The sequence below is a fragment of the Leptospira chreensis genome, from assembly GCF_016919165.1.
Classification (GTDB): Bacteria; Spirochaetota; Leptospiria; order Leptospirales; family Leptospiraceae; genus Leptospira_A; species Leptospira_A chreensis.
In genome coordinates this window covers 74,629-99,029 of record NZ_JAFFPS010000048.1, presented here as the reverse complement: position 1 = coordinate 99,029, position 24,401 = coordinate 74,629, and the positions used below count along the sequence as shown (strand labels likewise).

Annotated in this window: 18 protein-coding genes; 13 read left to right on the top strand and 5 right to left on the bottom strand. The window is 38.9% G+C overall.

Annotation, left to right across the window (positions count from 1 at the left end; translation table 11 throughout):
• Positions 1-115 precede the first annotated feature (115 nt).
• From JWG41_RS13890 to JWG41_RS13875, 4 genes are all read left to right on the top strand, one after another.
• Positions 116-844: a cation transporting ATPase C-terminal domain-containing protein gene (locus JWG41_RS13890; protein WP_232374003.1), complete on the top strand. Its 729-nt coding sequence runs from the start codon at positions 116-118 to the stop codon at positions 842-844.
• Between the two features lie 37 nt (positions 845-881).
• Positions 882-1,748 (top strand): patatin-like phospholipase family protein, encoded by an 867-nt coding sequence (locus JWG41_RS13885; RefSeq protein WP_205270527.1) that lies wholly within the window; start codon positions 882-884, stop codon positions 1,746-1,748.
• 9 nt (positions 1,749-1,757) lie between these two features.
• Complete coding sequence (locus JWG41_RS13880; RefSeq protein WP_205270526.1) at positions 1,758-3,683, top strand: hybrid sensor histidine kinase/response regulator; 1,926 nt, start codon at positions 1,758-1,760, stop codon at positions 3,681-3,683.
• A 161-nt stretch (positions 3,684-3,844) separates the two neighbouring features.
• A complete protein-coding gene (locus JWG41_RS13875) occupies positions 3,845-5,899 on the top strand; it encodes an ATP-binding protein (protein WP_232374002.1) in 2,055 nt (684 codons plus the stop codon).
• On the opposite strand, the gene JWG41_RS13870 is transcribed toward JWG41_RS13875, so the two are convergent.
• Positions 5,896-7,884: a SpoIIE family protein phosphatase gene (locus JWG41_RS13870; RefSeq protein ID WP_205270524.1), complete on the bottom strand. Its 1,989-nt coding sequence runs from the start codon at positions 7,882-7,884 to the stop codon at positions 5,896-5,898. The genes JWG41_RS13875 and JWG41_RS13870 overlap by 4 nt on opposite strands.
• A gap of 116 nt (positions 7,885-8,000) precedes the next feature.
• Between JWG41_RS13870 and JWG41_RS13865 the strand changes: the two genes are divergently transcribed.
• Together JWG41_RS13865 and JWG41_RS13860 are read left to right on the top strand one after the other, a co-directional pair.
• Positions 8,001-10,385 (top strand): ATP-dependent Clp protease ATP-binding subunit, encoded by a 2,385-nt coding sequence (locus tag JWG41_RS13865; protein WP_205270523.1) that lies wholly within the window; start codon positions 8,001-8,003, stop codon positions 10,383-10,385.
• A gap of 77 nt (positions 10,386-10,462) precedes the next feature.
• Positions 10,463-11,290, top strand: coding sequence for an aldo/keto reductase (locus JWG41_RS13860; protein ID WP_205270522.1), 828 nt, complete (start codon positions 10,463-10,465; stop codon positions 11,288-11,290).
• Between the two features lie 20 nt (positions 11,291-11,310).
• On the opposite strand, the gene JWG41_RS13855 is transcribed toward JWG41_RS13860, so the two are convergent.
• Positions 11,311-12,354 (bottom strand): hypothetical protein, encoded by a 1,044-nt coding sequence (locus JWG41_RS13855; RefSeq protein WP_205270521.1) that lies wholly within the window; start codon positions 12,352-12,354, stop codon positions 11,311-11,313.
• Positions 12,355-12,534: 180 nt separating this feature from the next.
• Positions 12,535-13,698, bottom strand: a complete 1,164-nt coding sequence (recA, locus tag JWG41_RS13850) for a recombinase RecA (protein WP_002988250.1) — start codon at positions 13,696-13,698, stop codon at positions 12,535-12,537.
• Positions 13,699-14,001: 303 nt separating this feature from the next.
• Between recA and xerA the strand changes: the two genes are divergently transcribed.
• The 5 genes from xerA to JWG41_RS13825 all read left to right on the top strand — a co-directional run bounded on the left by xerA (position 14,002) and on the right by JWG41_RS13825 (position 20,511).
• A complete protein-coding gene (xerA, locus tag JWG41_RS13845; RefSeq protein ID WP_205270520.1) occupies positions 14,002-14,937 on the top strand; it encodes a site-specific tyrosine recombinase/integron integrase in 936 nt (311 codons plus the stop codon).
• Between the two features lie 228 nt (positions 14,938-15,165).
• Positions 15,166-15,843 carry a TetR/AcrR family transcriptional regulator gene (locus tag JWG41_RS13840; protein WP_205270519.1) on the top strand — a complete coding sequence of 226 codons (678 nt, stop codon included), beginning with the start codon at positions 15,166-15,168 and terminating at the stop codon, positions 15,841-15,843.
• A 48-nt stretch (positions 15,844-15,891) separates the two neighbouring features.
• The gene (locus JWG41_RS13835) at positions 15,892-17,334 is read left to right on the top strand and encodes a nitrilase-related carbon-nitrogen hydrolase (RefSeq protein ID WP_205270518.1); all 1,443 of its coding nucleotides are present in this window, start codon (positions 15,892-15,894) and stop codon (positions 17,332-17,334) included.
• Positions 17,335-17,480: 146 nt separating this feature from the next.
• Positions 17,481-19,637 (top strand): PAS domain S-box protein, encoded by a 2,157-nt coding sequence (locus JWG41_RS13830; protein WP_205270517.1) that lies wholly within the window; start codon positions 17,481-17,483, stop codon positions 19,635-19,637.
• Between the two features lie 94 nt (positions 19,638-19,731).
• Positions 19,732-20,511, top strand: coding sequence for a 1-acyl-sn-glycerol-3-phosphate acyltransferase (locus tag JWG41_RS13825; protein WP_205270516.1), 780 nt, complete (start codon positions 19,732-19,734; stop codon positions 20,509-20,511).
• Between the two features lie 43 nt (positions 20,512-20,554).
• Here JWG41_RS13825 and JWG41_RS13820 read toward each other — a convergent pair whose 3' ends face one another.
• Together JWG41_RS13820 and JWG41_RS13815 are read right to left on the bottom strand one after the other, a co-directional pair.
• On the bottom strand, positions 20,555-21,043 hold the full coding sequence (locus tag JWG41_RS13820; protein ID WP_205270515.1) for an SRPBCC family protein: 489 nt from the start codon (positions 21,041-21,043) through the stop codon (positions 20,555-20,557).
• Positions 21,040-21,378, bottom strand: a complete 339-nt coding sequence (locus tag JWG41_RS13815; RefSeq protein WP_205270514.1) for an ArsR/SmtB family transcription factor — start codon at positions 21,376-21,378, stop codon at positions 21,040-21,042. Before JWG41_RS13815 ends, JWG41_RS13820 begins: the two co-directional genes overlap by 4 nt.
• 114 nt (positions 21,379-21,492) lie before the next feature.
• Between JWG41_RS13815 and JWG41_RS13810 the strand changes: the two genes are divergently transcribed.
• The gene (locus JWG41_RS13810; RefSeq protein ID WP_205270513.1) at positions 21,493-22,791 is read left to right on the top strand and encodes a chloride channel protein; all 1,299 of its coding nucleotides are present in this window, start codon (positions 21,493-21,495) and stop codon (positions 22,789-22,791) included.
• 310 nt (positions 22,792-23,101) lie between these two features.
• Positions 23,102-24,235, top strand: coding sequence for a FecR family protein (locus JWG41_RS13805; RefSeq protein WP_205270512.1), 1,134 nt, complete (start codon positions 23,102-23,104; stop codon positions 24,233-24,235).
• Positions 24,236-24,401 lie beyond the last annotated feature (166 nt).

Genomic DNA, 24,401 nt, shown 5'->3' with positions numbered 1-24,401 from the left:
GATGGGGATATGGACTCCGATGAGATAACCCAATGCTTTTTTTAAATTATCAAAAATTTGTCTGCCGATACGAACGGATTCTAATATGGAAGAAAATGAGTCATCTAACAAAACAATGTCGGCTGCTTCCCGAGCAACATCTGTCCCTCTTTCTCCCATAGCCACACCAATGTTTGCCGTTCGTATCGGCAGACAAATTTTTGATAATTTAAAAAAAGCATTGGGTTATCTCATCGGAGTCCATATCCCCATCGTGGGGATTACATTTTTTCCTATCATCTTTGATTGGCCTATCATTGTGCTCTCTGCCATCCATATCGTATTTATGGAAATGGTCATCGATCCTACATGTACCATTGTATTTGAAAGGGAGTCTGCAGAATCTGATTTGATGAAAAGAAAACCGAGAGAAACCAAAGAACCCTTACTCGATCGGGAGCTGTTTATTAACTCACTCATCCAAGGTGCTGTTTCTTTAGTATCAGTTGTATCCTCTTATTGGATCATGGAATTGTATCTGAAAGGGGATTCCTCTCCCAAGGTTGTGAATACGGCTACATTTGTTACATTAGTATTTTCGAATTTATTTCTAATCCTTGCCAACCGGTCTTTACACGAGTCTATGTGGAGCCGAATGAGAATTCCCAATCCTGTCATTCGTTATGTATTTGCCGGAACGATCGGAGTTTTGATTTTGTCCATGTATTTGCCTGGAATGAATGCTATGTTCCGATTTGTCCCACTTAATTTTCTGCAATTTTCAGCAGCGATACTAGTTGCATTTATTGGAGTTCTGTTTTACGATATGACAAAAGTTTTAGTTTCAAAATTACTTCGTAGCTGACATGGATGGAGTCTTTTTCTAAACTTAGTAAAAGCTTATGATCGAACTCTTCTTCCCCAAAAAGTATTCTGCTCTTTGTTTGAAATCTGCCTTTTTTGGATTCTTTGCCCACACGGGTTTTGTGCGCGGTTTGCAAGAAATTGGTTTCAAACCTGCGATCGTTACTGGGTCCAGTTCTGGTGCGATGATTGGTGCCTTGTATGCAACTGGTCACGAGATGGTAGAGTTTGAATCTCTTATTTTAGGATTAAAAAAGAAGGATTTTTGGGAAGGAAATTCTCTGACGATGCTTGGTCGTTTGTTACGAAAAGGTTTAAATGGTTATAGCGGTGTGCTTACGGGCAAAGCCACACGCAAAATTTTATACCCTTATCTTGGAAATCAAAAGTTTTCTGACCTGCCGATCAAACTAGGAATCGCTGTTTCCAATCTTTCTAAAAATAAACGAGAATTGGTTACCGAAGGAAATGTACTGGATGCCGTGATGGCCTCCATCGCTTTTCCTTTTTTGTATGAAGTACAAGAATTTCAAGGCCAAGAATTTTTAGATGGTGGGATCGGAGACGGGGAACCCATCAAAGAACTTATTTTAGATCCGAGTATAGATCGGATTGTCATCCATCAGGTTAATAATCATAGGCCTGTGAGTCGAAATGTAATGAAGCGGGCATTAGATGCTTCCGTTCAAATTATTGAATCAGAAGCAGAAGATCTGAAGTCCTTACTTGCAAAAGAAAAAGGAAAAAAACTGATCCGACTGGAAACAAACACTCCTTATTTATCACCAAATGATTTTTCTAAAGGAAAGTTTGCGCTGGCAGAAGGCCGAGGGACTGCTTACAAACACAAAGCAGAAATTTTAGGGGATTTAGAACTACCCGTTTTTGGTTTTTTTAATCAGTAATCAAACACTATGGACATTCAAAAGAAACTCAATGTATTGATAGTCGAGGATTCTCTTGCTTCATATAAAGCAATTGTATCTGTACTACAAAATTTTGGGTTCTCCATTTTTTCAGAAAGAGCAGAATGGAAATCAGAATTTGAACAACGGATCAATGACGAAACCTGGGATATCGTAATTTCTGATTTTTATCTTCCCGATTTTGACGGTCGATATGTGATCTCCCGAGTTAAAGAAATTAACCCCGATCTACCAGTCATTCTCGTAACGGAATTTTTGCCAGAAGAAGCGGCTTCGGAATTTCTCAAGTTAGGTGCCGCGGAGTTTTTACCAAAATCCTCTATCATCAAACTTCCGTTTGTTGTGAATCGTGAGTTAGAAGCTTACCGACTGAAACTATCTCAAAAAAAAGCTTGGGATATGCTTGTCCATGGTGAGGAGCTCCTAACACGTTCACAAAAAATTTCTCATCTTGGGCATTTTGAAGTTATTTTCCCTGAAAAAAATACTTTATGGTCTCTTGAATTGTATCGAATTTTGGGATTTGATTTCGGTGAAATTCCGCTCATGGAAAAAGTGTGGGCCCTATTGGATGAGCCAGAACAAGATCATCTAAAAGTGGTTTGGGAAGAACTATTAAAAGACAATCATTCGAAGGAAATGATTGTGACTTTAAATACCAAGGTCGGTAAAAAAAAGGTCAATCTTTGGTTGGAAGCAGAACGGTTTGAGGATTCTCGGTTTCGTATTTTTGGAACCATTCATGATATATCCGATGTTTCTGAATTGGAACATTCGATTCAGGTCAACGAACAGTTGTTCAAAGGCATTTTTAATAACTCTTCGCAAGCCATTTTTCTTTTAGATTTACAAGGTCATGTGATTCGTATGAATCGAAATGCTGTATTATCCTTTGAACGGGATGAAACGGACATCCAAGGTTTAGAGTTAATTCGTTCTGTTTTTTCCAATTCCGATCCGGAATCCGTTAAAAAGTTAACTTACGGAATGAAACTTGCGTTAAAGAATCAAAGTTTCGAAGTATTTGTGAGTTATAGTTTGTCAGATGGGCGAGAAAAGTATTTTGACTGTGACTTTTATTCACTGACCGATCCTTCTGGAAAAATTATCTACATTGTTCTCGAAGCAAAGGACATTACAGAAAAAATTGTTTTAGAGCGAGCTTACGCGCAGTCGCAGAAGTTAGAAGCACTCGGTACTTTTGCTGGTGGAATTGCCCATGACTTTAATAACCTTCTTACACCAATGCTTGCCTATGTTTCTTATTTGAATTCTGAGTGGTCCAAAAATGAAACCAACGAATCATTCAAAAAATCTCTTACTGCCATTGAAGGAATTTCCAAATCCCTGGACCGTGCGCGAAATCTAATCCAACAAATACTCACTTATTCTAAAATTGATAATTCTATTTCCAAACAGTTGGATCTCAGAGAACAACTGTTACAAGTTTTACAAGAGGTGAGGGCAGTTTCCTCCAATCAAATTACTTTGTTCACAGATTTAGGGAACGAACCGGCTTATGTCAATGCCGATCCCATTCAAATTTTTCAGATCCTTTCTAATCTGTATGAAAATGCTGTGTTTGCGTTACAAGAAAATCCGAATCCTAAGATTACAATTTCACTTTCTAAAGTATCATACGAAAAATCAGAATTACTTCATGTCGGTTTTATGAAAAACATGGAATATTGGAAGTTAGGTTTTGCGGATAATGGATCTGGCATTCCACCCGAAATTATTGAAAAAATCTTTGATCCGTTTTTTACTACAAAAGGTGGAAAAGGTACAGGACTTGGACTACCCATCATCTACGGAATTATGGTAAAGATGGGCGGTACGATCATCGCTAATTCTCGTTTGTCGGAAGGAACAGAGTTTGATTTATATTTCCCTGCATGGAGAACCATGGTTTAATCAATTGACAAATTCATTGAAATGTTTTACTTAATTATGTTTCTATGAGTTTTTTCCTTAGAAAACATTTTGAATCCCTTTACATTGGTTTTCTATGGGGATTACTCACACTACTTTTCTTTTCCTCCTTTTTTTTCTTTTACCAAGTGTATGAAAGTCGAATGGATCGAAATTCATTCGAAGCAAAGAGTCGTTGGAATGCTCTTTTAAATCAATATGCATCTTATTTAAAAGATGCAGAGACGGGAGTACGAGGATACCTTCTTGCAGGGGAACCAGAGTTTCTCGAGCCTTATAAAAATTCGCTGTCTCAGATGACTGAACTTGAGGGACTTCTTCGAGCCGAGTGTGAACCGCCCTATTCGGAAGGTTTGGAATCGATCATTCTTGCTAACCATTCTAAGTTAGAGTTTGTCAATGGCCTTGTTACAAACGCATCTAAGGGAAGACCAGGTAAAACAGTTTTTATAGAAAGTAAAAGGCGAATGGATGTCTTTCGGGAAGCAGTGAAATCTGTTTTAGATGCAAAAATTGTTAGAGAAGAGATAGAAAAAGAAAAAAATCTCAAATTTACGATTCGGTTGGTTGCTGTCTCTGGTGGTTTCTTTTTTCTTTTGTCTATTTTGATCTTATGGATGATTTTTGTTTTAAGAAAAAATACTCAGATTTTAATCGAAAAGGAATTAATCGAAGATCGTTTATTTGAAATCGATGATTTATACCAAAACTCTCCAGTAGGCTTCCATAGTTTAGATGCAAATGGTTATTTTGTAAAAATCAATCACACAGAATGTAAGTGGTTGGGTTATTCAGAAGAAGAGCTGATTGGAAAAATGAAGTTGTCCGATGTACTCACCGAGGAAAGTAAAGAAATCTTCCAAAAAAATTTCCCAGTCTTTAAGAAAACAGGTCATATTGACAATTTGCGATTCGAGGTTTTACGTAAAGATGGAAGTTCTTTATTCTTAAATCTTTGGGCAACTGCTATATATTCAAAAACAAATGAGATGATCCGATCTCGTTCTGTATTAATCGATATCTCGCAAATGGTTTTGTATGAAAGAGAGCTGATTGAATCTCGAGTTCGTGCGGAAGATGCAAACCGGGCTAAGTCTGAATTTCTTTCTAGTATGAGTCATGAACTAAGAACTCCTTTAAATGCAGTGATTGGCCTTTCCATGTGGCTTATGGAAGACAATCCAAAACCCGAACAAATAGAATATTTAAAAAATCTTAGATTCTCAAGCGAAACTCTTCTGACTCTCATCAATGATATTTTGGACTTTAACAAAATTGAAGAACGAATGATTATCATTGAAGAAATTGATTTTAGCCTAAAAGAATTTATTAATTCCGTTTCTACATCCTTTGGGATCAAAGCCAAAGAACAATTGTTGTCCTTTCACGAAGAGATTGATTCCAACTTACCGGAATACATTCGTTTTGACCCAACTCGAATGTTACAAGTTGTGAATAATTTATTGTCAAATGCGATCAAGTTTACAAAAGAAGGGACTATCACCCTTCGAGTGGTTTTAGTTTCAAAAGAAGAGAATCAAGTAGTGATACGTTTCGAAGTCGAAGATACCGGTATCGGGATTGCTTCTGATAAACGCCAATATGTCTTTGAAAAATTCACTCAAGCAAGTCAGGATACCACAAGAAAATATGGTGGGTCTGGCCTTGGTCTTGCCATTTCGAAAGGCCTTGTTGAACTGATGAAGGGCGATTTAAAATTAGAATCGGAACTAGGAAAAGGATCTAAATTTTCATTTACATTCTCTTGCAAAATTGGTAAACCCAACTCACCCGACCACGCCCTTAATCTGAAAGAAGCCAAGGATCTAACTGGAAAACGAGTTTTAGTGGCCGATGATATTGAAATCAATCGTTCGATTGTGATTCGGTTTTTAAAACGGTGGGGAATTGAGTCGGAAGAAGCTTCTGATGGAGAGGAGGTATTAGATAAGCTCGCAAAAGGTAATTTTGATTTGATACTTATGGATCTCCATATGCCACATGTAGATGGTTATATGGCCACAAAACGTATCCGAGAGAATAAAGTTTGGAATGGAATTCCTATCATCGCACTCACTGCATCAGCACATTTGGAAACACAAGAAAAAATCCATTCGGTAGGAATGAATGATTTTATTTCTAAACCATTTTATCCTAATGATTTATATCAGAAATTGAGTCACTGGATTCCTTCTTAAATACTTCTTTCTAAAGCAATTGCGAGTATCGTAATATCATCATCAGAACGTTTCGATTTTTGAAATTTTTCTACTTCTATGATTACCTGGTCACAAATCTGTTGGGGTTTCGCATCTTTCAAAGTTTGTAATAAAGAATAAAACCGGTCTTCTCCGAAAAGTTCCCCATCAGTTGCATTTCTTGCTTCAATGACACCATCTGTATATAATATTAATGTTCCTGTGTCCGGTAGGGGTAAGGTTTTTTCAATCATAGCCGATTCGATGTATTCATTAACGGCTCTACCATAACTTGTGATATGTTCTAAATTTCCATTTCGATCTAAATAGATCATGGGATGGTGCCCTGCGTTAGCTACTATCATAATTTTGTTTTTTTGATCTAAATAAACAAAGAAGGCACTTAAAAAATGCCCTGAAAGAGAACTCAGTAAGGACAACCGAATTCTTTCGGCAGCATAGGCTGGCCTATCCAAAGAATCATCCCAAATTTGTAATGATACCTTAGTCATGGAGGCAATCATCGCAGCTGGAATTCCATGGCCAGAAACATCACATAAGAATAAACCAATTTCATTCTCTTTGACAATGATTTGGACAAAGTCTCCTCCAATGTCAGATGCCGGCGAGTAGCGAAATCCCAAGGCATGACCATTTGCATGACTCAGTTTCTTGGGTAAAAGTCCATTCTGAAGTTTTTGAGCAATCTTTAGTTGTAAGTCGAGTTCTTGTTTTTCTTCGGTAGCCTTTCTATAGTCAGATGCTTTTAACACTAAGGCCATGGAGAGGAAAAAAACTTCGATGGCGGAACCGAGTGGTAATGAGTAGGAAGATAAATGAATTGGTCGGATCCATCCTTGGACCGTCATTGTATTTAAAGCTCCGCCGATCAGGATGGATCCAAATGCAAATAAGAAAAGAATGACTTCTAGTTTTTTCTTATTTTTAAATACAGCCATGATTGAAATTGATAATGCTAATAAAATCGGAATGATAACAAGTATGACCCCTAGTTGAATGAAGTCTCTTAGTTCCAAAAAGAAGATAGAAAAGATTAAAGATATAAATAGAATGATAAAACCTTTGGTAAGTTTTGTTGTTTTGGGGAAATGTTTTTCTGTTTCTAGAAATTCAGTAGTAAACAATAATCCGAATACTGATGTTAAATAAATAGTAACAGGGAATAGATAATTTTTCCAGGTATGAGAATTTCCAATCTCGATGTATTGCATAAACCCTGTGGAAAAAGAATTTATGAGTAATACAGTAGCTAAGTAAAAAAAGTAGTAAAAGAATTTTCGATACCGGAGTGTATGTGCTAAAAACAAACTAAAAAGAAACATCATAAATCCTGCACCAAAGTATGCTGCAAAGAAGATGTCTTGTTTCTTTGAAAACGCGATAAAACTTCTGGAGTTATAAACCGAAACAAAATTGAAAATCGGATTTGCTGAATGTATCTTTACGTAGATGGTTCTCGTTTCGTCCGGTGATAGTGTGATGGGAAATGCGGGGATATGTGAATACAGAGGTTTGTTTCTTTGTAGAACTTGTTCCCCTGACCATTGTGTGATCCAATTTCCTTTGACTTGTGTATGCAGTTCAAAGACATCAACCACAGGACTCGAGAAGTGCAAAAAAAATGTATGGGGTAGGTTACCATAGTGGATGAGTGTGATTCGTATCCATAAAGGATCTTTGGCACGAGGGAATGAGATCGTTGCTTTCGGATTAGGTCGCCAAATTGTATCTTCCCTTAAAACTCGATCCAAACTAGAATCTTTTTCCGGAACAATTACATATTCAAAATACTTTCCGATGTCGCGATAGTTTTTGGATTCTTCTATGGAGAGAGGAAAGGACCAAGCTGCTTGGTTTATCAAAAGAATGCTAACTATTGTGAGAAGCTTGTAGGATGAGCCGCTGGAACACCTTTGCGGAAAACCCGGTGAAAATGGGAAAAAGGAAAGCCAGTTTCGAAGCATCTTCACTATAATAGGACGAAGAGAGGAAAGAGAAAGTGAATTTCCTAGAAAAAACTTGTAAGAAGAACGTAGGATTGGCAGTCTAATATCAAGAGTGCTAATAGTGAGGAAACACGATGAAACAGTATGATTCCAACGTCCAAGGAGCTTTGGACATTGCGCAGACAGAGGCTATGAGGAGACAAAATACAGAAATCACTCCCTATCACTTGGTTTGGGGGTTTATGACCCTACCCACTTCTGTTTCTGGAAAAACATTAATTAAGTATAAATCGACAGTCGATGAATTTTTGAAGAAACAAGCGAAGGCTTCAGGAGAGATCCCTTTTGAGTCCTTACGCACCTCGCCAAAACTGGCCCAGTGGTTCACCATGGCCTCCTCTCGTGCTGCAGAAAATGGCCGGGAGGAATTGAAGGAGGCAGACTTCTTAAAATATCTACCACAAGTCCTACCAGAATTAAAAATCAATTATGAAGATTTACAAGTGAAGGAAACCGATGAAGAGGTTCCTAATTTTCTTGTGAACCTGAATGATTTGGCAAGGGAAGGAAAACTCGATCCTGTCATTGGTAGGAGTAAAGAAATTCGTTCGGTGATGGAAATTTTAGGGCGAAGATCAAAAAACAATCCCGTGTTAGTTGGTAGTGCCGGTGTGGGAAAAACCGCCATTGTGGAAGGACTTGCCGAACAGATTGTAAAAGGCCGAGTCCCTGATGTATTAAAAGGAAAAACAATTTTTTCTTTGGATATGGGACAACTCATGGCGGGAACCAAATACCGTGGTGAGTTTGAAGAAAAATTAACGGCAATGCTTCGTTATATCAAAGGGCAAGCAGGAGAAGCAGTTCTCTTTATCGATGAGATCCACCAATTGGTAGGTGCTGGAAAAACAGATGGGGCAATGGATGCAGCCAATCTTTTAAAACCTGCGCTTGCTCGGGGGGAACTACATTGTATTGGAGCGACTACCCAAGATGAATTTCAAAAATACATTTTAGGGGATCAAGCCTTAGAAAGAAGATTTCGTGCCGTTCCCGTAAACGAACCAAGTAAGGAAGATGCCATTGAAATCCTTATGGGGATTCGTGATAAACATGAAATCCATCATGGAATTAAAATCTCTGATGAAGCTATCTATGCCTCGGTGCTTTTGTCGGACCAATACATCACTGATAAATTTTTGCCAGACAAAGCCATTGACTTAGTCGATGAAGCGGCCTCTGCTTTAAAACTTTCTGCGGAAGCTATGCCTACGGAACTTGTGGAGTTGGAAAGCGAAATTCGTTCCAAAAAAATCTTTGCTCAAGTGGAAAAGAAAAACGAAGAGATCTTAAAAGAGATCGAAGGTTTAGAAAAAAAATTCCAAGAAGGAAAAGTTGTTTGGGAAAAGGAAGTCAATTCTTTGAAACAAATTGCATCGATCAAAAATAAAATGGATCGGGTCAAATTTGATTTGGATGCAGCACAACAAAGGGCCGATTATACGGAAGCTTCCAGGTTAAAATATGCAGTCCTTCCTGAACTGGAAAAAGAATTGGGTAATTTTCAGAACAGTTGGATTTTGGAAAGAAACCATATAGCTGCTGTTATCTCTAGACAAACTGGGATTCCTGCAGAAAAGATCTTAAAAACAAAACAAGACCATCTCCTCCATTTGGAAGAGGATCTTAATACTTCTGTGTATGGCCAAAAAGAATCCATTCGCGAGATTGCGGATACCTTACTCACGTCTTATGCGGGAATTTCTTCTGAATCACGACCGCTTGGTTCCTTTTTATTAAAAGGCCCAACGGGAGTGGGTAAAACAGAAACGGCCAAAGCCATTGCTAAATTTTTGTTCGATCAAGAAACCAATTTGGTTCGATTGGATTTGAGTGAATATTCAGAGAAACATTCTGTATCAAAACTAATCGGTGCTCCAGCAGGATATATTGGTTACGATGAAGGTGGGATATTAACTGAGGCAATTCGAAGAAAACCATATTCAGTGGTTCTTTTTGATGAAGTGGAAAAAGCCCATCCCGATTTTTCTGATATATTACTTCAAATTTTGGATGAAGGTCGATTGACAGACAATAAAGGTAGAACGATTAACTTCAAAAATACGATTTTGATTCTGACAACCAATTCTAAAAACATAGAAGGGGATTTCAAACCAGAAGTATTGGGAAGATTGGATGCTATTTTGACCTATCATTCATTAGATTCTTCGATTATGGAAAAACTAATCGAGAAACAACTCAGACAATTGAATGAGAGGTTGAAGGTAAAAGGAATTGTGATCGAACTGTCAGAAAGTACAGAGCACATTCTACGGGAACAAGGGTTTGATCCTAAATTTGGAGCACGTCCTCTCGCGAGTGTTTTCAATCGGGTTGTCAACCGACCTTTAGCCAAAGAGATTCTATCGGGAACTCTCGGAGAAGGTAAGTTCCGCGCCGATTGGAATGGGGAAGAATTGCAGTTTGTTTCGATTCCGGAATTTGCCGGATCCAAGTAGTGATTTTCAAAATTTCTTTAGAGATCCCTAGTGATAGTTTGTCTATCGCTAGGTGTTCTTAGTCTAACCATTACTTTATGACAAACCTAAAAATCACAACCACTTTGCAGTCCAACCAATCCACCTCTGTTCCGCAGTTGGGACTTGGGGTCTGGAAGTCTCGACCGAAAGAATGTTTGGAAGCTGTCAAATCGGCCCTTTCTTTAGGGTACCGGCATATTGATACCGCAGCCATTTACGGCAATGAAGCGGATGTGGGGACTGCCATCAAAGAAAGTGGAGTGAACCGAAGCGATATTTTTCTTGTTACAAAACTTTGGAATGCGGACCAAGGGTATGACACCGCCTTACGCGCTATAGACGTATCACTTAAGAAATTGGGAACAGACTATGTGGATATGTATTTGATTCATTTTCCTGTTTCAGGAAAACGCAATGATTCTTGGAAGGCTTTGGAAAAAATAAAAACTGAGGGAAAAGCAAAATCCATCGGCGTCAGTAATTTTATGGTACCTCACTTGGAGGAACTATTAAAAGAAACGGGAACGGTTCCTGCAATGAACCAAGTAGAATACCATCCCTTTTTACAAGATACAAAACTAAAAGAATATTGTATTCAAAAAGGAATTCTACTCGAAGCCTATAGCCCGCTTGCCCATGGACAAAAGTTAGAAGATGCGCGGATCACCGAATTAGCAAATCGTTATCAAAAGTCGAACGCTCAAATATTGATTCGTTGGTCTTTACAGGCAGGTCACGTAGTCATTCCGAAATCGAAAAACCCAAATCGCATTAAAGAGAATGCCGATGTCTTTGATTTTGTTTTATCGGATGCGGATATGAAAGAGATTTCCACTTGGAATGAGGATTTTCGAACTTGTTGGGATCCGACTACTGTAGAGTAGTCGAAACCCAAAACTGTATTTTATTTCTTATCAAAGACAAGGACGGCCGATTGACGGTTGTCCTTGGTACCCAAATACCCGTAGCCAAAAGGAAAGGGTAGGGTCTCATCATTTGTCTGAGCACTTAAAGTTTTTAGTTCTGGTTGGGCTTCTGGGACAACCGCTCCAGATAGGTTCCAAGACCTTTCATACCGACCAAAAACTTGGCGTTTCCAACTTTCTTCTGGAAAAAAACGAATGGGAAAACCGGATTCATCTTGGACTACAAAATTTGCATTCTTTAAAAGTAAGTCTCTCACTAACTTTCGTCTTTCGCCATGAAATAAATATTCCGCAGACTTTGTAAAAATTCCTACATTCGATAATTCGGAAAAGTATTCATACAAACCGTCACCAGGGACCCCTTCATTCCCAATTAAGAATATTTTAAAATAAGTAAGTGTCTCTTGTTTCTTTAGTTTGGTGTCATAAAGTGAAATCGTGAATCCTTTGTAAGTGATGCCTTTCCCAATAATTTCTTCCTCTTTTGAATCTAAAATTTCTTTTCCCATGCGGCGAAGGAAGGCAACAAACACTGGATAGGCTCCATTTAATTCTTTTTTCTTTGTCTCTTCCTTCATTTTTCGGTAAGTGAAATAGTTCCTACCGGCCAAATGATCGGATAGATTTCTGATCCCTTGTTTTACAATTTGTTTTTCTTTGTCAGTTAGGGAACTGTATTGGTTCGGGTAACCTGGATCTTCCAATCCAAATAAGATATAACGTTCACAGTGAGGATAAAAGGAAAACAGGTTCAAAACATCGATTCCACTAAAAGGATAAATGACTGTTTTTACATTGGGTTTGTAATCTTTTCCTTTGAGATAATTGGTAATGGTATCTTTTGTGTTTATTAACTTGTTCCAGCTGAGATCCATTTCATTTTTATGGAGTGGATCAGAATCACTTAGGCCAGCCCATTCATCGTAAATATGAGTTTCCCCATAGGCAGTTTCCGTTTTCTTTTCTTGGGTTTGGCATTGGAGGGAAAAAATAACTAGGAAGAGTATGAATTTTTTTGTCATAAGTTTCAGAATGTATCAGGGACAATCTGTAAGAAGACAGTTTCTAGACATCCTTTTTCAATGGAATCTTAGGATTTTTCTTGTAGAATAGGAATTTCTATCCGTTGGTTTGGGCAAAAAAAAACCGGCCCGGGAAACCCCGAACCGGTCAATGGTTCCTAAAAAGAAAGCCGTGTTTATTTATTCTCCGACAGCAACGTCTCCGTCTGCTTCAGTGGAGAAACTAACTGGTTGTTTTGATTTTGTTTCTTTAGTTTCTTTTGGATCCCTTTCAATGGATTTGACTTCTCTTGTTTGGATCTTTGCTTGGTCCACAAGAGGAAGCCCATTGAGGTCTCGCACTTGGTTTTCAATTTTGAATGCAATGTCTGGGTTTTCGAGAAAGAAAAGTCTGACTTGTTCTTTTCCTTGTCCAATCTTCTCTCCGCCATAGGAATACCAAGAACCTGCTTTTCCAACGAGGTCATGGCGAACGGCAAGATCAATGAGAGAACTTTCTTTGTTGATACCGGTGGCATACATGATATCAAACTCGGCTTGGCGGAATGGTGGAGCACATTTGTTTTTTACCACTTTTACGCGAACTCGGTTTCCTACAGGTTCTTCTTTTTCTTTCAGAGTCTCAATACGACGGATGTCCAAACGGATCGAAGCATAGAATTTTAAGGCGTTCCCACCCGTAGTGGTTTCTGGACTTCCAAACATCACACCAATCTTCATCCGAATTTGGTTAATAAAAATAACAGTGGTATTGGATTTGGAAATGGTTCCTGTGAGTTTACGAAGGGCTTGGGACATGAGACGCGCTTGCAAACCCATGTGTGAGTCTCCCATATCTCCTTCGATCTCTGCTTTCGGAACGAGAGCCGCAACGGAATCGATCACAATGAGATCAATCGCATTGGAGCGAACCAAGGATTCGCAAATTTCTAGGGCTTCTTCCCCATTGTCAGGCTGGGCTACGAGTAGGTCGTCAACGTTCACTCCCAATTTTTTGGCATAGGAAGGATCGAGGGCATGTTCCGCATCGATAAAGGCGGCAATGCCTCCTTTTTTTTGCGTTTCTGCGATCGCAGAAAGAGTGAGTGTTGTTTTACCAGAAGATTCTGGTCCATAAATTTCTAGGATTCTACCTGAAGGAAACCCGCCTATCCCCAAAGCGATGTCTAGATCCAAAGAACCTGTGGATACCACGTTCATTTCTGACATACGTGTATCGGCGCCAAGGCGCATAATGGAACCCTTACCGAATTGTTTTTCGATTTGGCCTAGGGCTGCGTCAATCGCCTGCTTTCTTTGGTCGGTTTCTTTTTCTTGAGCCTTGTCAGCTTTCTCTTTTTTCATGAATCAAACGTTCTCCTAAAATCGGTGTTCCGAAAGACTGGGGTAGGGGACTGGGTCAGCTGGTTTCAAAAAAATCTTCTGAACCGACTCTTTCAAGGATGAACCCATCCCTCCCGAATTCCACTCTTTTTCTCTTCCGGATTGGCTCCAGTATGTATGAGACCTGGGACAAATTAGAGGAGTGAGGGAATTTTTTCTGGATTATGTCTTTTTTTTCCGTTTTCAACACTAAACAAAATGTAAGTACTTGTATAGTATTTTTTTGCCGTAGGAGAAAGAAAACTTTGCCGATAGTGTTTCTGTATGACACTGCCAGTTCTTGAAGTCCAAATTCCCGACCATTTCCCCCAAGCCATGGCTGAACTTTTTCGCAGTTACCGAACCTATTTAAAAATCGAAAAAAACTATTCGGAACATACTCTATTTGCTTACCTTCGTGATTTGAAATTTTTCTTTGAGTTTTGTCTGAAAGAGGAAATCGACATTTTGACAGTCGATGTTTTAGATGTGCGGGCTTATTTTGCTGATTTGAAAGCCACCAAGAAACAAGACAAACGAACACAAAGCCGTAAACTATCCTCTCTCCGTACCTTTTATAAGTTTTTATTTCGGGAAGAAAAAATCGGAGCAAACCCCATCCTCCAGGTAAGTTTTCCAAAAACCAAAAAGAAGTTACCTAAAAATTTTACACAAATCGAAACAGAAGATATTCTCGATTACGAAGATGGTGATAAGGCAGAAGTTCTTGGAAAACGAGACAAAGCCATCGTAGAAGTTTTGTATAGCACGGGCCTCCGTGTGTTTGAGTTAGTCAATGCTAAGTTAGGCGATCTCAATCATGAATTAACCTCACTCAAAGTAATGGGAAAACGTCGCAAAGAACGTTTTGTATTTATTGGCGACGAAGCGCAAAGTGCCCTCAGAGAATATTTAGAAGAAAGAGGCACCGCGGGACCTGAAGAAATCTTTTTAAACCAACGTGGCGGTAAATTAACGACACGCGGGATTCGTTATATTCTTTCGGAACGTAGAACAGTGATGGGAATGGAAAAAGCCATCACTCCCCATAAATTCCGCCATACTTTCGCTACTGATCTATTGAATGCGGGTGCCGATATTCGCGCCGTACAAGAGTTACTGGGTCATTCTTCTTTATCTTCTACACAAGTGTATTTGAGTGTCTCTAGGGATCGTTTGAAGGAAGTGTATCGAAATGCACATCCTCATGCGAAGAAATAGGGGAGATGTTTTTCGCGTGAATATAATCACCCCGCCCTGATTTGAGGGTGGGGAACTAGACCCGCCTCCCAATGGCTACCTTTTACCACATCCTACCGATTCCATCAACCACCACTTTGTTTTACTAAAAAAAATCTAGAATCAGTTCATCTTTTTACGTTTTTTTTTGAAATAAATATAGTTGACTATAAAAATAATGCCAGCTATATTTTGGCTGTGTCCCCCTATTTGGAAAAAAAATCTGAATTTCTCACCCGCTTCCCACTCAAAGACAGGAAGTTTGCAAAAACTCGAACTAATCTGACATTTGCTCTTCTTACCGAGCTCGAGTCCAAACCCTTGGAAACGATCAAAATCAAAGACCTTTGTGAGATTGCTGAAGTCTCTGAACCAACATTTTATAATTATTTTCCGGAAAAGGGAGATTTAATCCTTCATTACATTCAGATTTGGAGCCTACAGGTTTCCGTTTTTGCTAAGGAAAAAAAACTGTCTGAGTCTGGATGGGGAATGCTCTCCGCTTTATTTCGTTATACGGCCAAAGAATCAAAAAAAAATCCGCGAGTACTTTTGGAAATCATCTCCTTTCAAGCTAAAAACAAAAAAACGTTACAAGAATTGAAACTTACGGCAGCAGAACGTGTGTTATTGTTTCCGAACTTCGCGGGCATTGAGGAGGTAGCGGCGGATGGTGTGGAAGGGATCATCCAGAAAGCCTTGTCCACCGCTCTAGAAAATGGGGAACTTCCCGCTACTACTCAGTGGAAATCCTTCGCTTTGGCCCTGGCATCTTGTTTTTTCGGAGTGCCTGTCATCGCTTTTCAGCTGAATCAAAACTTGGAAAAACTCTGGCTCGAATCACTGCGGTATTTGTGGTTAGGAGCCGGTGGAAAGATAAACGAATGAATTTTTTGTGAACGTAATATTTATATATCAGTATATAGGAAAATAATAATGAAAATTTTGAATCAGAAATGGATTTTATTGGCTATAGGTGGAATTCTCATTGGGTTTACGGGAATGAATTGGAACATCCCTATTTTTGTATGGGTGGCTATGGTTCCATTTTTGCGATACATCCGACTAGGATATTCGCTCGGAACCTTATTTGCGGTTATGGTTCTCGTTCAAATTCTTTCTACAATGCGGATTGTATCCGAGCCGTTTCATATCTGGATTGCAGTCCTTTCCGGAATTCAAGGTGGGGTTGTTTTTACTTTTTTACTTTGGATTTGGAACCAATTACGAATTCGATATTCCAAACAAATTTCACCCATCCTCTCTTTCGCATTTTTATTTACTATTGTGGAATGGATTGGTGGTTACAGTTCTGGGTTAGGTGTTTGGGGGATGTTTGCCAATAGCCAAATCAACAACCTTCTACTCATCCAGTCCACATCCTTATTTGGAGCCACAGGACTTAGTTTTTTGATTTATTTGGTGAATGGAAGTATCGAACAATCTTTATCAGATTTTATATTGAAATCGCGACTATCTCAAAATTCGATTGGTTCTCTCATCGCATCTTGTTTGTTCATCGTTGGATTATCCTTTTATGGTGCATTTCGAATCACAAATCCTATCAAAGGCAGTAGTTTCAAAGTGGGGACAGTCACTTCCAAGATGGATATCCCAACCATTTGGAATGATCCCATTCAAAATCAATTGAATACAGATCTTGTTTTTGAAAGAACCAAACAAGCAGCAGATGAAGGTGCGAAACTTGTTGTTTGGAACGAAGGTGCAGTCATTGTGGAACGTAAAAACGAAACTGTTTTTTTAGAGAAAGTTTCCTTACTTGCAAAAGAAAACCAAATTGAAATCATTGCGGCCTACGTAATCCCCGTAAAAGAAAAAGAATTCTTTTTAGATAACAAATTGCATTGGATCGGAAAAGATGGATCCACTCGGCAAGTTTATTTCAAACAATTCATTCCTCCAGGAGAACCCATCTCCGAGATCCCTTCGGAAATCAAAGTCATTGAAACTGATATGGGAAAAATGTCTGTGGCCATCTGTTATGATTTTGATAGTCTACAGCTAACAAGAAAACATGCGGAACTTGGAGCAGGCATTAGTTTGATTCCTGCTTCCGATTGGAAAGGAATTAATCCTTTCCATACCGAAATGGCGGTTCTTCGCGGGATTGAAAATGGGACCTCCATTGTGCGTTCCACCCGTGGAGGTTTGTCTGGTGTTTATGATGCTTACGGACGAGCCAAAGGAACTCTTGATTATTACGAAGAAAATGATGGGGTTTTGGTCGCTTCTGTTCCCACTTCCGCGCTTCCAACATTGTATCGTCTTTTTGGTAATTGGGTGGTAGGTTTTGGATTTGTTTATTTCGGATTTTCTGGCATTTTAATTCTTGTGAATGTACTAAAAAATAGGAACTAACAGGAATTTGCGTAAGGAAGGTGGGGAATCAGCAATTTTCCAGTTAGAAAATTTCTAAATATTTGATTGAATTAAATTTTGTTTTGGTCAGAATTTGTAGTCTGTGAATTCCTTCGGTCCCCTCGGAGTTTACAAAGGATGGTTTGATGACTTTAGTCGCTGATAAATCCATTTTGCTCGTCGAAGACGAAGCCATTCTTGCCATGTTTGAGAAACACCAGTTGGAACAAGGTGGATACACTGTAACCCATGTTACCAATGGCGAAAATGCCATCCAACTCATCATCCGAGAAGAGAAACCATTTGATCTCATCCTTATGGATATCGATTTAGGTAAGGGAATTGACGGAACCCAAACCGCTACAGAAATTTTAAACCATAAAGAAATACCTGTAGTATTTCTCTCCTCTCATACAGAAAGAGAAATCGTAAAAAAAACAGAAACCATTACTTCTTATGGGTATGTGGTAAAAAACTCCGGTTTTACTGTACTCGATGCTTCCATCAAAATGGCTTTCAAACTATTCGAAGCAAACGAACTGACTAAAAGTAAAAAAGAACATCTTGAAACCGTATTGCACTCGATAGGTGACGGTGTGATTGCTACGGATAGCGATGGTAAAATCATTCGTATGAATCCCATTGCTGAAAAATTAACAGGTTGGACTCACGAAGAAGGAGTGGGACTTGCCATAAACCAAGTATTCAAAATTGTGAATGTTAAAACTCGCAGTTTAGTAGAAAATCCTGTAGACATCGTACTTAGGACCAATTCGATTGTTGGTCTTGCCAACCATACAGTCCTTATTTCTCGGGATGGATCGGAATACCAAATTTCTGATTCTGGATCACCCATTAAAGATTTAAACGGCGATACAAGAGGTGTTGTGCTTGTCTTTCGAGACATCACGGCCGAATACAATGTGCAAAGCCATATTGCAAAACAAGCCAATATGCTCAATAACGTATTGGATGCAGTGATCGGAACTGATTTCAATCATAGGATTAACTATTGGAACAAAGCTGCAGAGAAAATTTATATCTGGAAAGCGGAAGAAGTGATTGGGAAATCAGTTTTAGAAGTTCTTAAAACGGATTATATCAATCTTTCCAGTGAACAAGTCATCCAAAGAGTCAATTTGGATGGCAGTTATATTGGAGAAGTGATTCAGTATGCGAAGGATGGAACCACTCGAAACATAGAAGTGAACCAAGTCCTTTTGGATGATGAAAGTGATTTGCCCATCGGATACATCGCTGTAGGTAGAGATATTTCTGACCGACTGAATGCTATGAGACATGTCAAAGAATCGGAAGCCAAACTCACACAAATCATTGAGTCCGCAATGGATGCCATCATCAGCATTGACCAATCCAAAAAAATCATCCTCTTCAATGGAGCTGCGGAAAAAATGTTTGGATACCAATCCTTGGACATCATAGGCCAACCGTTAGACCGACTGATTCCCCTCGATTTTCGTAGCCAACATGATAACCATATCGATTCCTTTGCGAACACGGGAGTGAGTCGGAGGGCTATGGGTGCTCTTGGTCAGATCCGGGGACTTCGGGCCAATGGAGAAGAGTTTCCGATCGAAGCTTCCATTTCTCAGATTTCAGTAAAAGAAGAAAAACTATTTACCGTGATTCTGCGAGATGTCAGTGTCCGAAATCATTCGGAATCAAAAATCCAAAAGTTATTACACGAAAAAGAAAACATATTAAAAGAAATCCATCATCGTGTAAAAAATAATATGAGTTCCATATTTACATTGTTAACTCTTCAAGCAAGGGCACAGTCCGAAAGTTCTATCCAAACCATTCTGTATGAAGCGGCCGGTCGAGTGAAAAGTATGATTGTTCTCTATGATAAACTATATCATTCGGAGACAGACAATACCGTATCTTTACAAGACTATTTTCCTGCCATCTTCAATGAGATTGTTTGTATTTTTCCAAAAAACGTAGAAGTGAAGATGAATATTTTAGAAGAACCTATTGAGCTCAGTGCGAAACTCCTTTCTTCGTTAGGAATCATTCTGAACGAACTCATCACCAATTCAATGAAACATGCGTTTAACGAAATACAGAATGCAGCAATTGGTCTCAATATCTTCCGCAAGGATAAAAAACTATATTTGGAATACTCTGATAATGGAGTAGGGGTACCTGAATCAATTTCCTTTGAGCACTCTCCTGGATTTGGTTTACAATTGATTGGGATGCTTGTGGATCAAATCGAAGGTAAAATTAGCATCGTTAGACATCCATCACCAAAATTTCTTTTAGAATTGGCTGTTTGATCCATTCTAAGTTGGTCTTCTCATTTATTTAAATTTTAAGACCTTTGTTTGGAATTATTGTTTACCGTACTTAGGGTTCGGCTCCTATTCTCACATGGGCCAACTCCAATTCTTTGTGGTATTGTGTTATGCAATTCCAGTTTTAGTATTTCTTTTTCCAATCGGACTTTCTTTCTCTTACATTTTTAAAATCACAGGCCTTGACCGCCCTTCCAATCGAATCAATAACTACCTAGGTTATTTTTGGTATCGTTCTTTTTTCCTTCTTACGGGAAGGAGTTTACATTTTGAACAAGGGAACTGGGATCCTAATGGTCATAATCGTTTTTTGATTTGTAACCATACCAATGCAATGGAAGTTCCCCTTATTGTTTCATTACCCTATCTATCAAAATCCAAAGATGTAAAATTATCTTATTTGGGAGGGGACATCATCCAGAGATATAAAATCATTCCCCTTATGATGCATAAAACCATTGTGGAAGCCGTCATTTATTCCGAAAAAAAACCAAACTTTAGAAATTTTAAAACTGATGTGTTAAGAGTTTTAAAAACAAGATCTATTTTTTTATATCCTGAAGGAGAAAGAACCTTTACGGAAGAAATCAAACCTTTCCAAACCGGAGTGATGAAAATAGCTTATAAGTTCCATGTGGATTTGGATGTATTTGTCGTCAGTGGTATGATGGGATATTCCGATTTATCCGAATATTCACATCTTAAAAAATCTAAAAAAGTTTATTTCCAATTTTGTGGGTCCATCAAAGCAAAAGACTACGATACATTTGAGGCTTATCTTTCTGCCGCAGAAATATTAATGAAAAATAAAAAAAAGGAAATCGAAGCCATCGAAAAATCTGCCGCACTTTTATAGTAGCGGCAAATCAATGTTATGCTTTCATCACCTTTTGACCGTTTTATTTAGGTAGGGTTTTGGTATAAGCTACAAGTTGGTCAAGTGCGGCACCCCATCCTTCTAAAAATCCCATGTCTTCATGTTGTTTTTTAGTTTCAGGGTCTTTGTGTTTTGCCACTGCTTTGTATTTCGTAGCATTACCTAATGATTCCATGGTGACAAAGGCAGTCATAAAACTATTTCCGGAAGGTCTGTATCCAGGAAGTAAACTATCGGTAAATACTAGTTTTTTTAGAAAATCAACTTCCAGAAAACAACCGTTATTTGGGAATTTATTTCCTTCTGGTGATTCCATCACTGTATAAAACTCTCCACCGGGTTTTAAATCAATCCTACAATCGATGGTTTTCCATGGAGCCGGCGTAAACCAGTGGATGATTTGTTCTGGTTTGGTCCATGCATTCCAAACCGATTCTACCGGCACTTCCACAATTCTTTCCAACACCAAGTCCAATTCGGGATTGAATGTTTCATTTGATTCGTTACTCATATTTTTTTCCCCTTTGTTTTTAATAAGAATGAGTCCAATTGGTTCAGCCTTGTTTCCCATAAGGATTTTTGAACCTGCAGCCAAGATTCCATCACAGAAAATGGATTGGAATTTAGATAACAAATACGCACCCTTCCGGTCTTCTCGCTATAAATCAGCTGGGAAGATTCTAAAATATCTAAATGTTGCATAAAGGAAGGCATGGCCATAGAAAAGGGTGCAGCCAAATCACTGACACTGGCAGGACCAATCCCCAAACGTTCGATCACTTGTCGCCTGGTCGGGTCGGACAAGGCATGTAATACAATATCGATATTGTAGGTTCTTTTGACCATAGAGGCATTCTATTGAATCCTAATACTTAGGTCAACACCTAAGTATTCTTTTTTCGAAATCTAAAAGTTAGTTTTCTATGAGAATCCCTTCCATTTGATGGGAAAGGTAAGCTGATGGAAAATTCCAATCCCGAACCAAAGAAAGTCGGTTTCGAAATTCACCCCCTTTCGAAATCTCTCCCCTATCTTTTGAAATGGTTTCTCATTCTCGGATTCATTTCTCTCCTTGTGGGTTCTGCCTCCGCTTTCTTTTTAGTCTCGCTGGAAAAGGTAACTCGGTTCCGCGAACTGAACTCGTGGTTGGTCTACCTCCTACCTTTTGCTGGGTTTCTCATTGGTTGGTTTTATTTTTATTACGGGAAAAATGTCAGTAAGGGGAATGATCTACTCTTAGAAGAAATCCATTCACCCACTTCCATCATTCCCATCCGCATGGCTCCTTTTGTATTTTTAGGAACTCTTTTCACACATTTATTTGGCGGGTCTGCCGGTAGGGAGGGGACAGCCGTACAAATGGGAGGATCCATCGCCCACCAGCTGGTTCGATTCCTTCCCTTGGCGATCAAAGAACAACAAACATTGATTATACTAGGAATGAGTGCGGGATTTGCTTCCGTATTTGGAACGCCTTTTGCCGCTGCCGTTTTTTCCATTGAGGTATTGCGGATTGGAAGTTACCGTTTGCGGTGGTTTTTTCCATCTCTCGTGACAGCTTACTTGTCACATTGGGTTTGTTTATTTTGGGGAGTGGATCATTCCCATTATCCTAAGATTCCTTTTGATTTTACAATCACCGTTTTTCTTTGTTTGTTGGCACTTGCGATTCTTTCTGGATGGATTGCTAAATTGTTTAGTTTCTGTCTCCATAAACTTTCCGATTTACTCAAACATTGGATTCCGTTTCCTCCCTTCCGACCTTTTTGGGGAGGTATCGTTATTGTTTTGTTCATTGGATTTGGTTTGAGTCCTATTTATTTGGGATTGGGACTTCCTACGATTCAAAATGCCTTTGTCCATCCATTGCCACCGGAATCATTTCTTTTGAAATTAATCCTCACAGTCATCACCATTGGTTTTGGTTTTAAAGGAGGTGAAGTTACACCTCTTTTTTTCATTGGAGCCAGTTTAGGGAATTTATTTGGTTATTGGGATCCTACCCACTTATCTTTGTTTGTTGGAATCGGTTTTATTTCTGTATTTGCTGGAGCTACGAACACTCCCTTTGCTTCTGCAATTATGGGGATGGAGTTATTCGGATGGGAATCCGGAATTTTCTTTTTGGTGGCCGCATGGATTGCTTATATTTGTTCCGGTCACAGTAGCATTTATCCAGCCCAAAGGATAGGACGGGCCAAATTTTTTAGTCCATCTTCTGATATTGATAAAAGAATTTCCGATCGAAACCGTCTTTGACTGGTTATAGTTTTGGCGGTAAACTCTTGTTCATTGGTCCCAAGAATGGCATTTATCGGTTATATTCTAATTCTTTTTTTTTCTGCGTCCTGTTGGACCCAATCTAAACTCAAAAATTTGAGTGGAAACCGTATTTATCATTTCATTCTTTTTCTGGAATCTCTATCCTTTGCGACATTCAAGTATCTATTTCTCCGGAATTGGACAAAACCCTATTTTATTTTCTAAAATTCTAATTTTGTTTTTACAAATTTGAAAATGAGGTTAGTTTGAGTTGTTTCTTCTTTTACAAGGTCATTCGGAAAAAAATATGAAAACCATCATTACACTCTTAACCATCTTTTTTTTATCCCTTCAATGCAGTCGTTTTCAGTTTGGATCCAACCAAACAAAAGACGAAACCGCAGGAGCCGTAGTCACTTTCTCACAAGGGACAATTTTCATCACAACCCAGGGAAAACAAACTAAGGCCAAAATTGGGGATGTGGTTCGACCGGGAGATCGCATTGTTACCAAACTAGGTAGGGTCGATTTACAAACCTATCGCGGGGAAGTGATCCGAATCAAAGACAACTCCGATGTTTTGTTTCGAGAGATTGCCGGGGAAAATCGTCCCAATACCGACATCCATTTATGGGCTGGAAATCTCCTTGTAAAATCAGTAAAATTAAAATCCGGCCAGAATCTTTCTGTGACATCTCCGACTATGGTTGCGGGAGTTCGCGGGACAGTGTTTTCATTTGAACTAGAAAAAGGTTCTGTGCCTAAAGTGAAAGTTTATGAAGGTGCGGTATCGGTTGCTTTTAAAACTTCTCCAAAACTAATAGAAATTAATGAAGGTCTTTCCAAAGAGAATTACAATCGTTTGGTGAAGACATTGGAAGAAAACGAAGTTGTTTTAGAACCGGGTGAATGTTTGGAAGTCAATCCTAACTTAAATGAACTGGTTTATTTGATCAATGCCAAAGTGGCTTCGGGTGCCCTGACCGGTAAAGAGTTGTCAGGTTTTACCGATTTTGATTCTGGATTGGGTAAGGCTAGTAGTTCTGTGACACCACAAGAAAAGGCCGAGGCAGAAACCCTGGTTGTCATCCCTTCGGAAACCATCCAAAAACAAATTGAATCGCAGAACTCAGATGCCAAAGAACCTGTGACTGCAACCATTGAAAAAGAACACGAAGAGAAACGAACAGAAGCATTGAATAAAATAGCAACTGACGCTGAAAAAACGGGTTTGGACAATGAGGAAGAAATTCATAACCATTATAGTGTTTTGGAAACCATTCACAAGTCCAATGGGGAAGTCCTTTCCGGTGCCGTGGTAGCTCAGTTAGGTGATGTGTTCATCGTCCATTCAACAAAAGGTGTCTTCCAATTGGAAATGAACGATATTGAATACGTGGAATACAAAAACTTCAAAGTCAAAACGAAGACAAAGAAATAACTAAAATCCGCCTAAAAGACCTTTTTACGTTAGTCCTGGGTAAAAATTGAGGGATGGTGGCAAATCCCTCAATGCTGTCGCTCAGTAGATCCATATTAAAAAATAACAGTGGTCATGGGGGCGATTGTTAAGTGTTTGTACGAATCAAATGCTCTTTCCGTTCGAT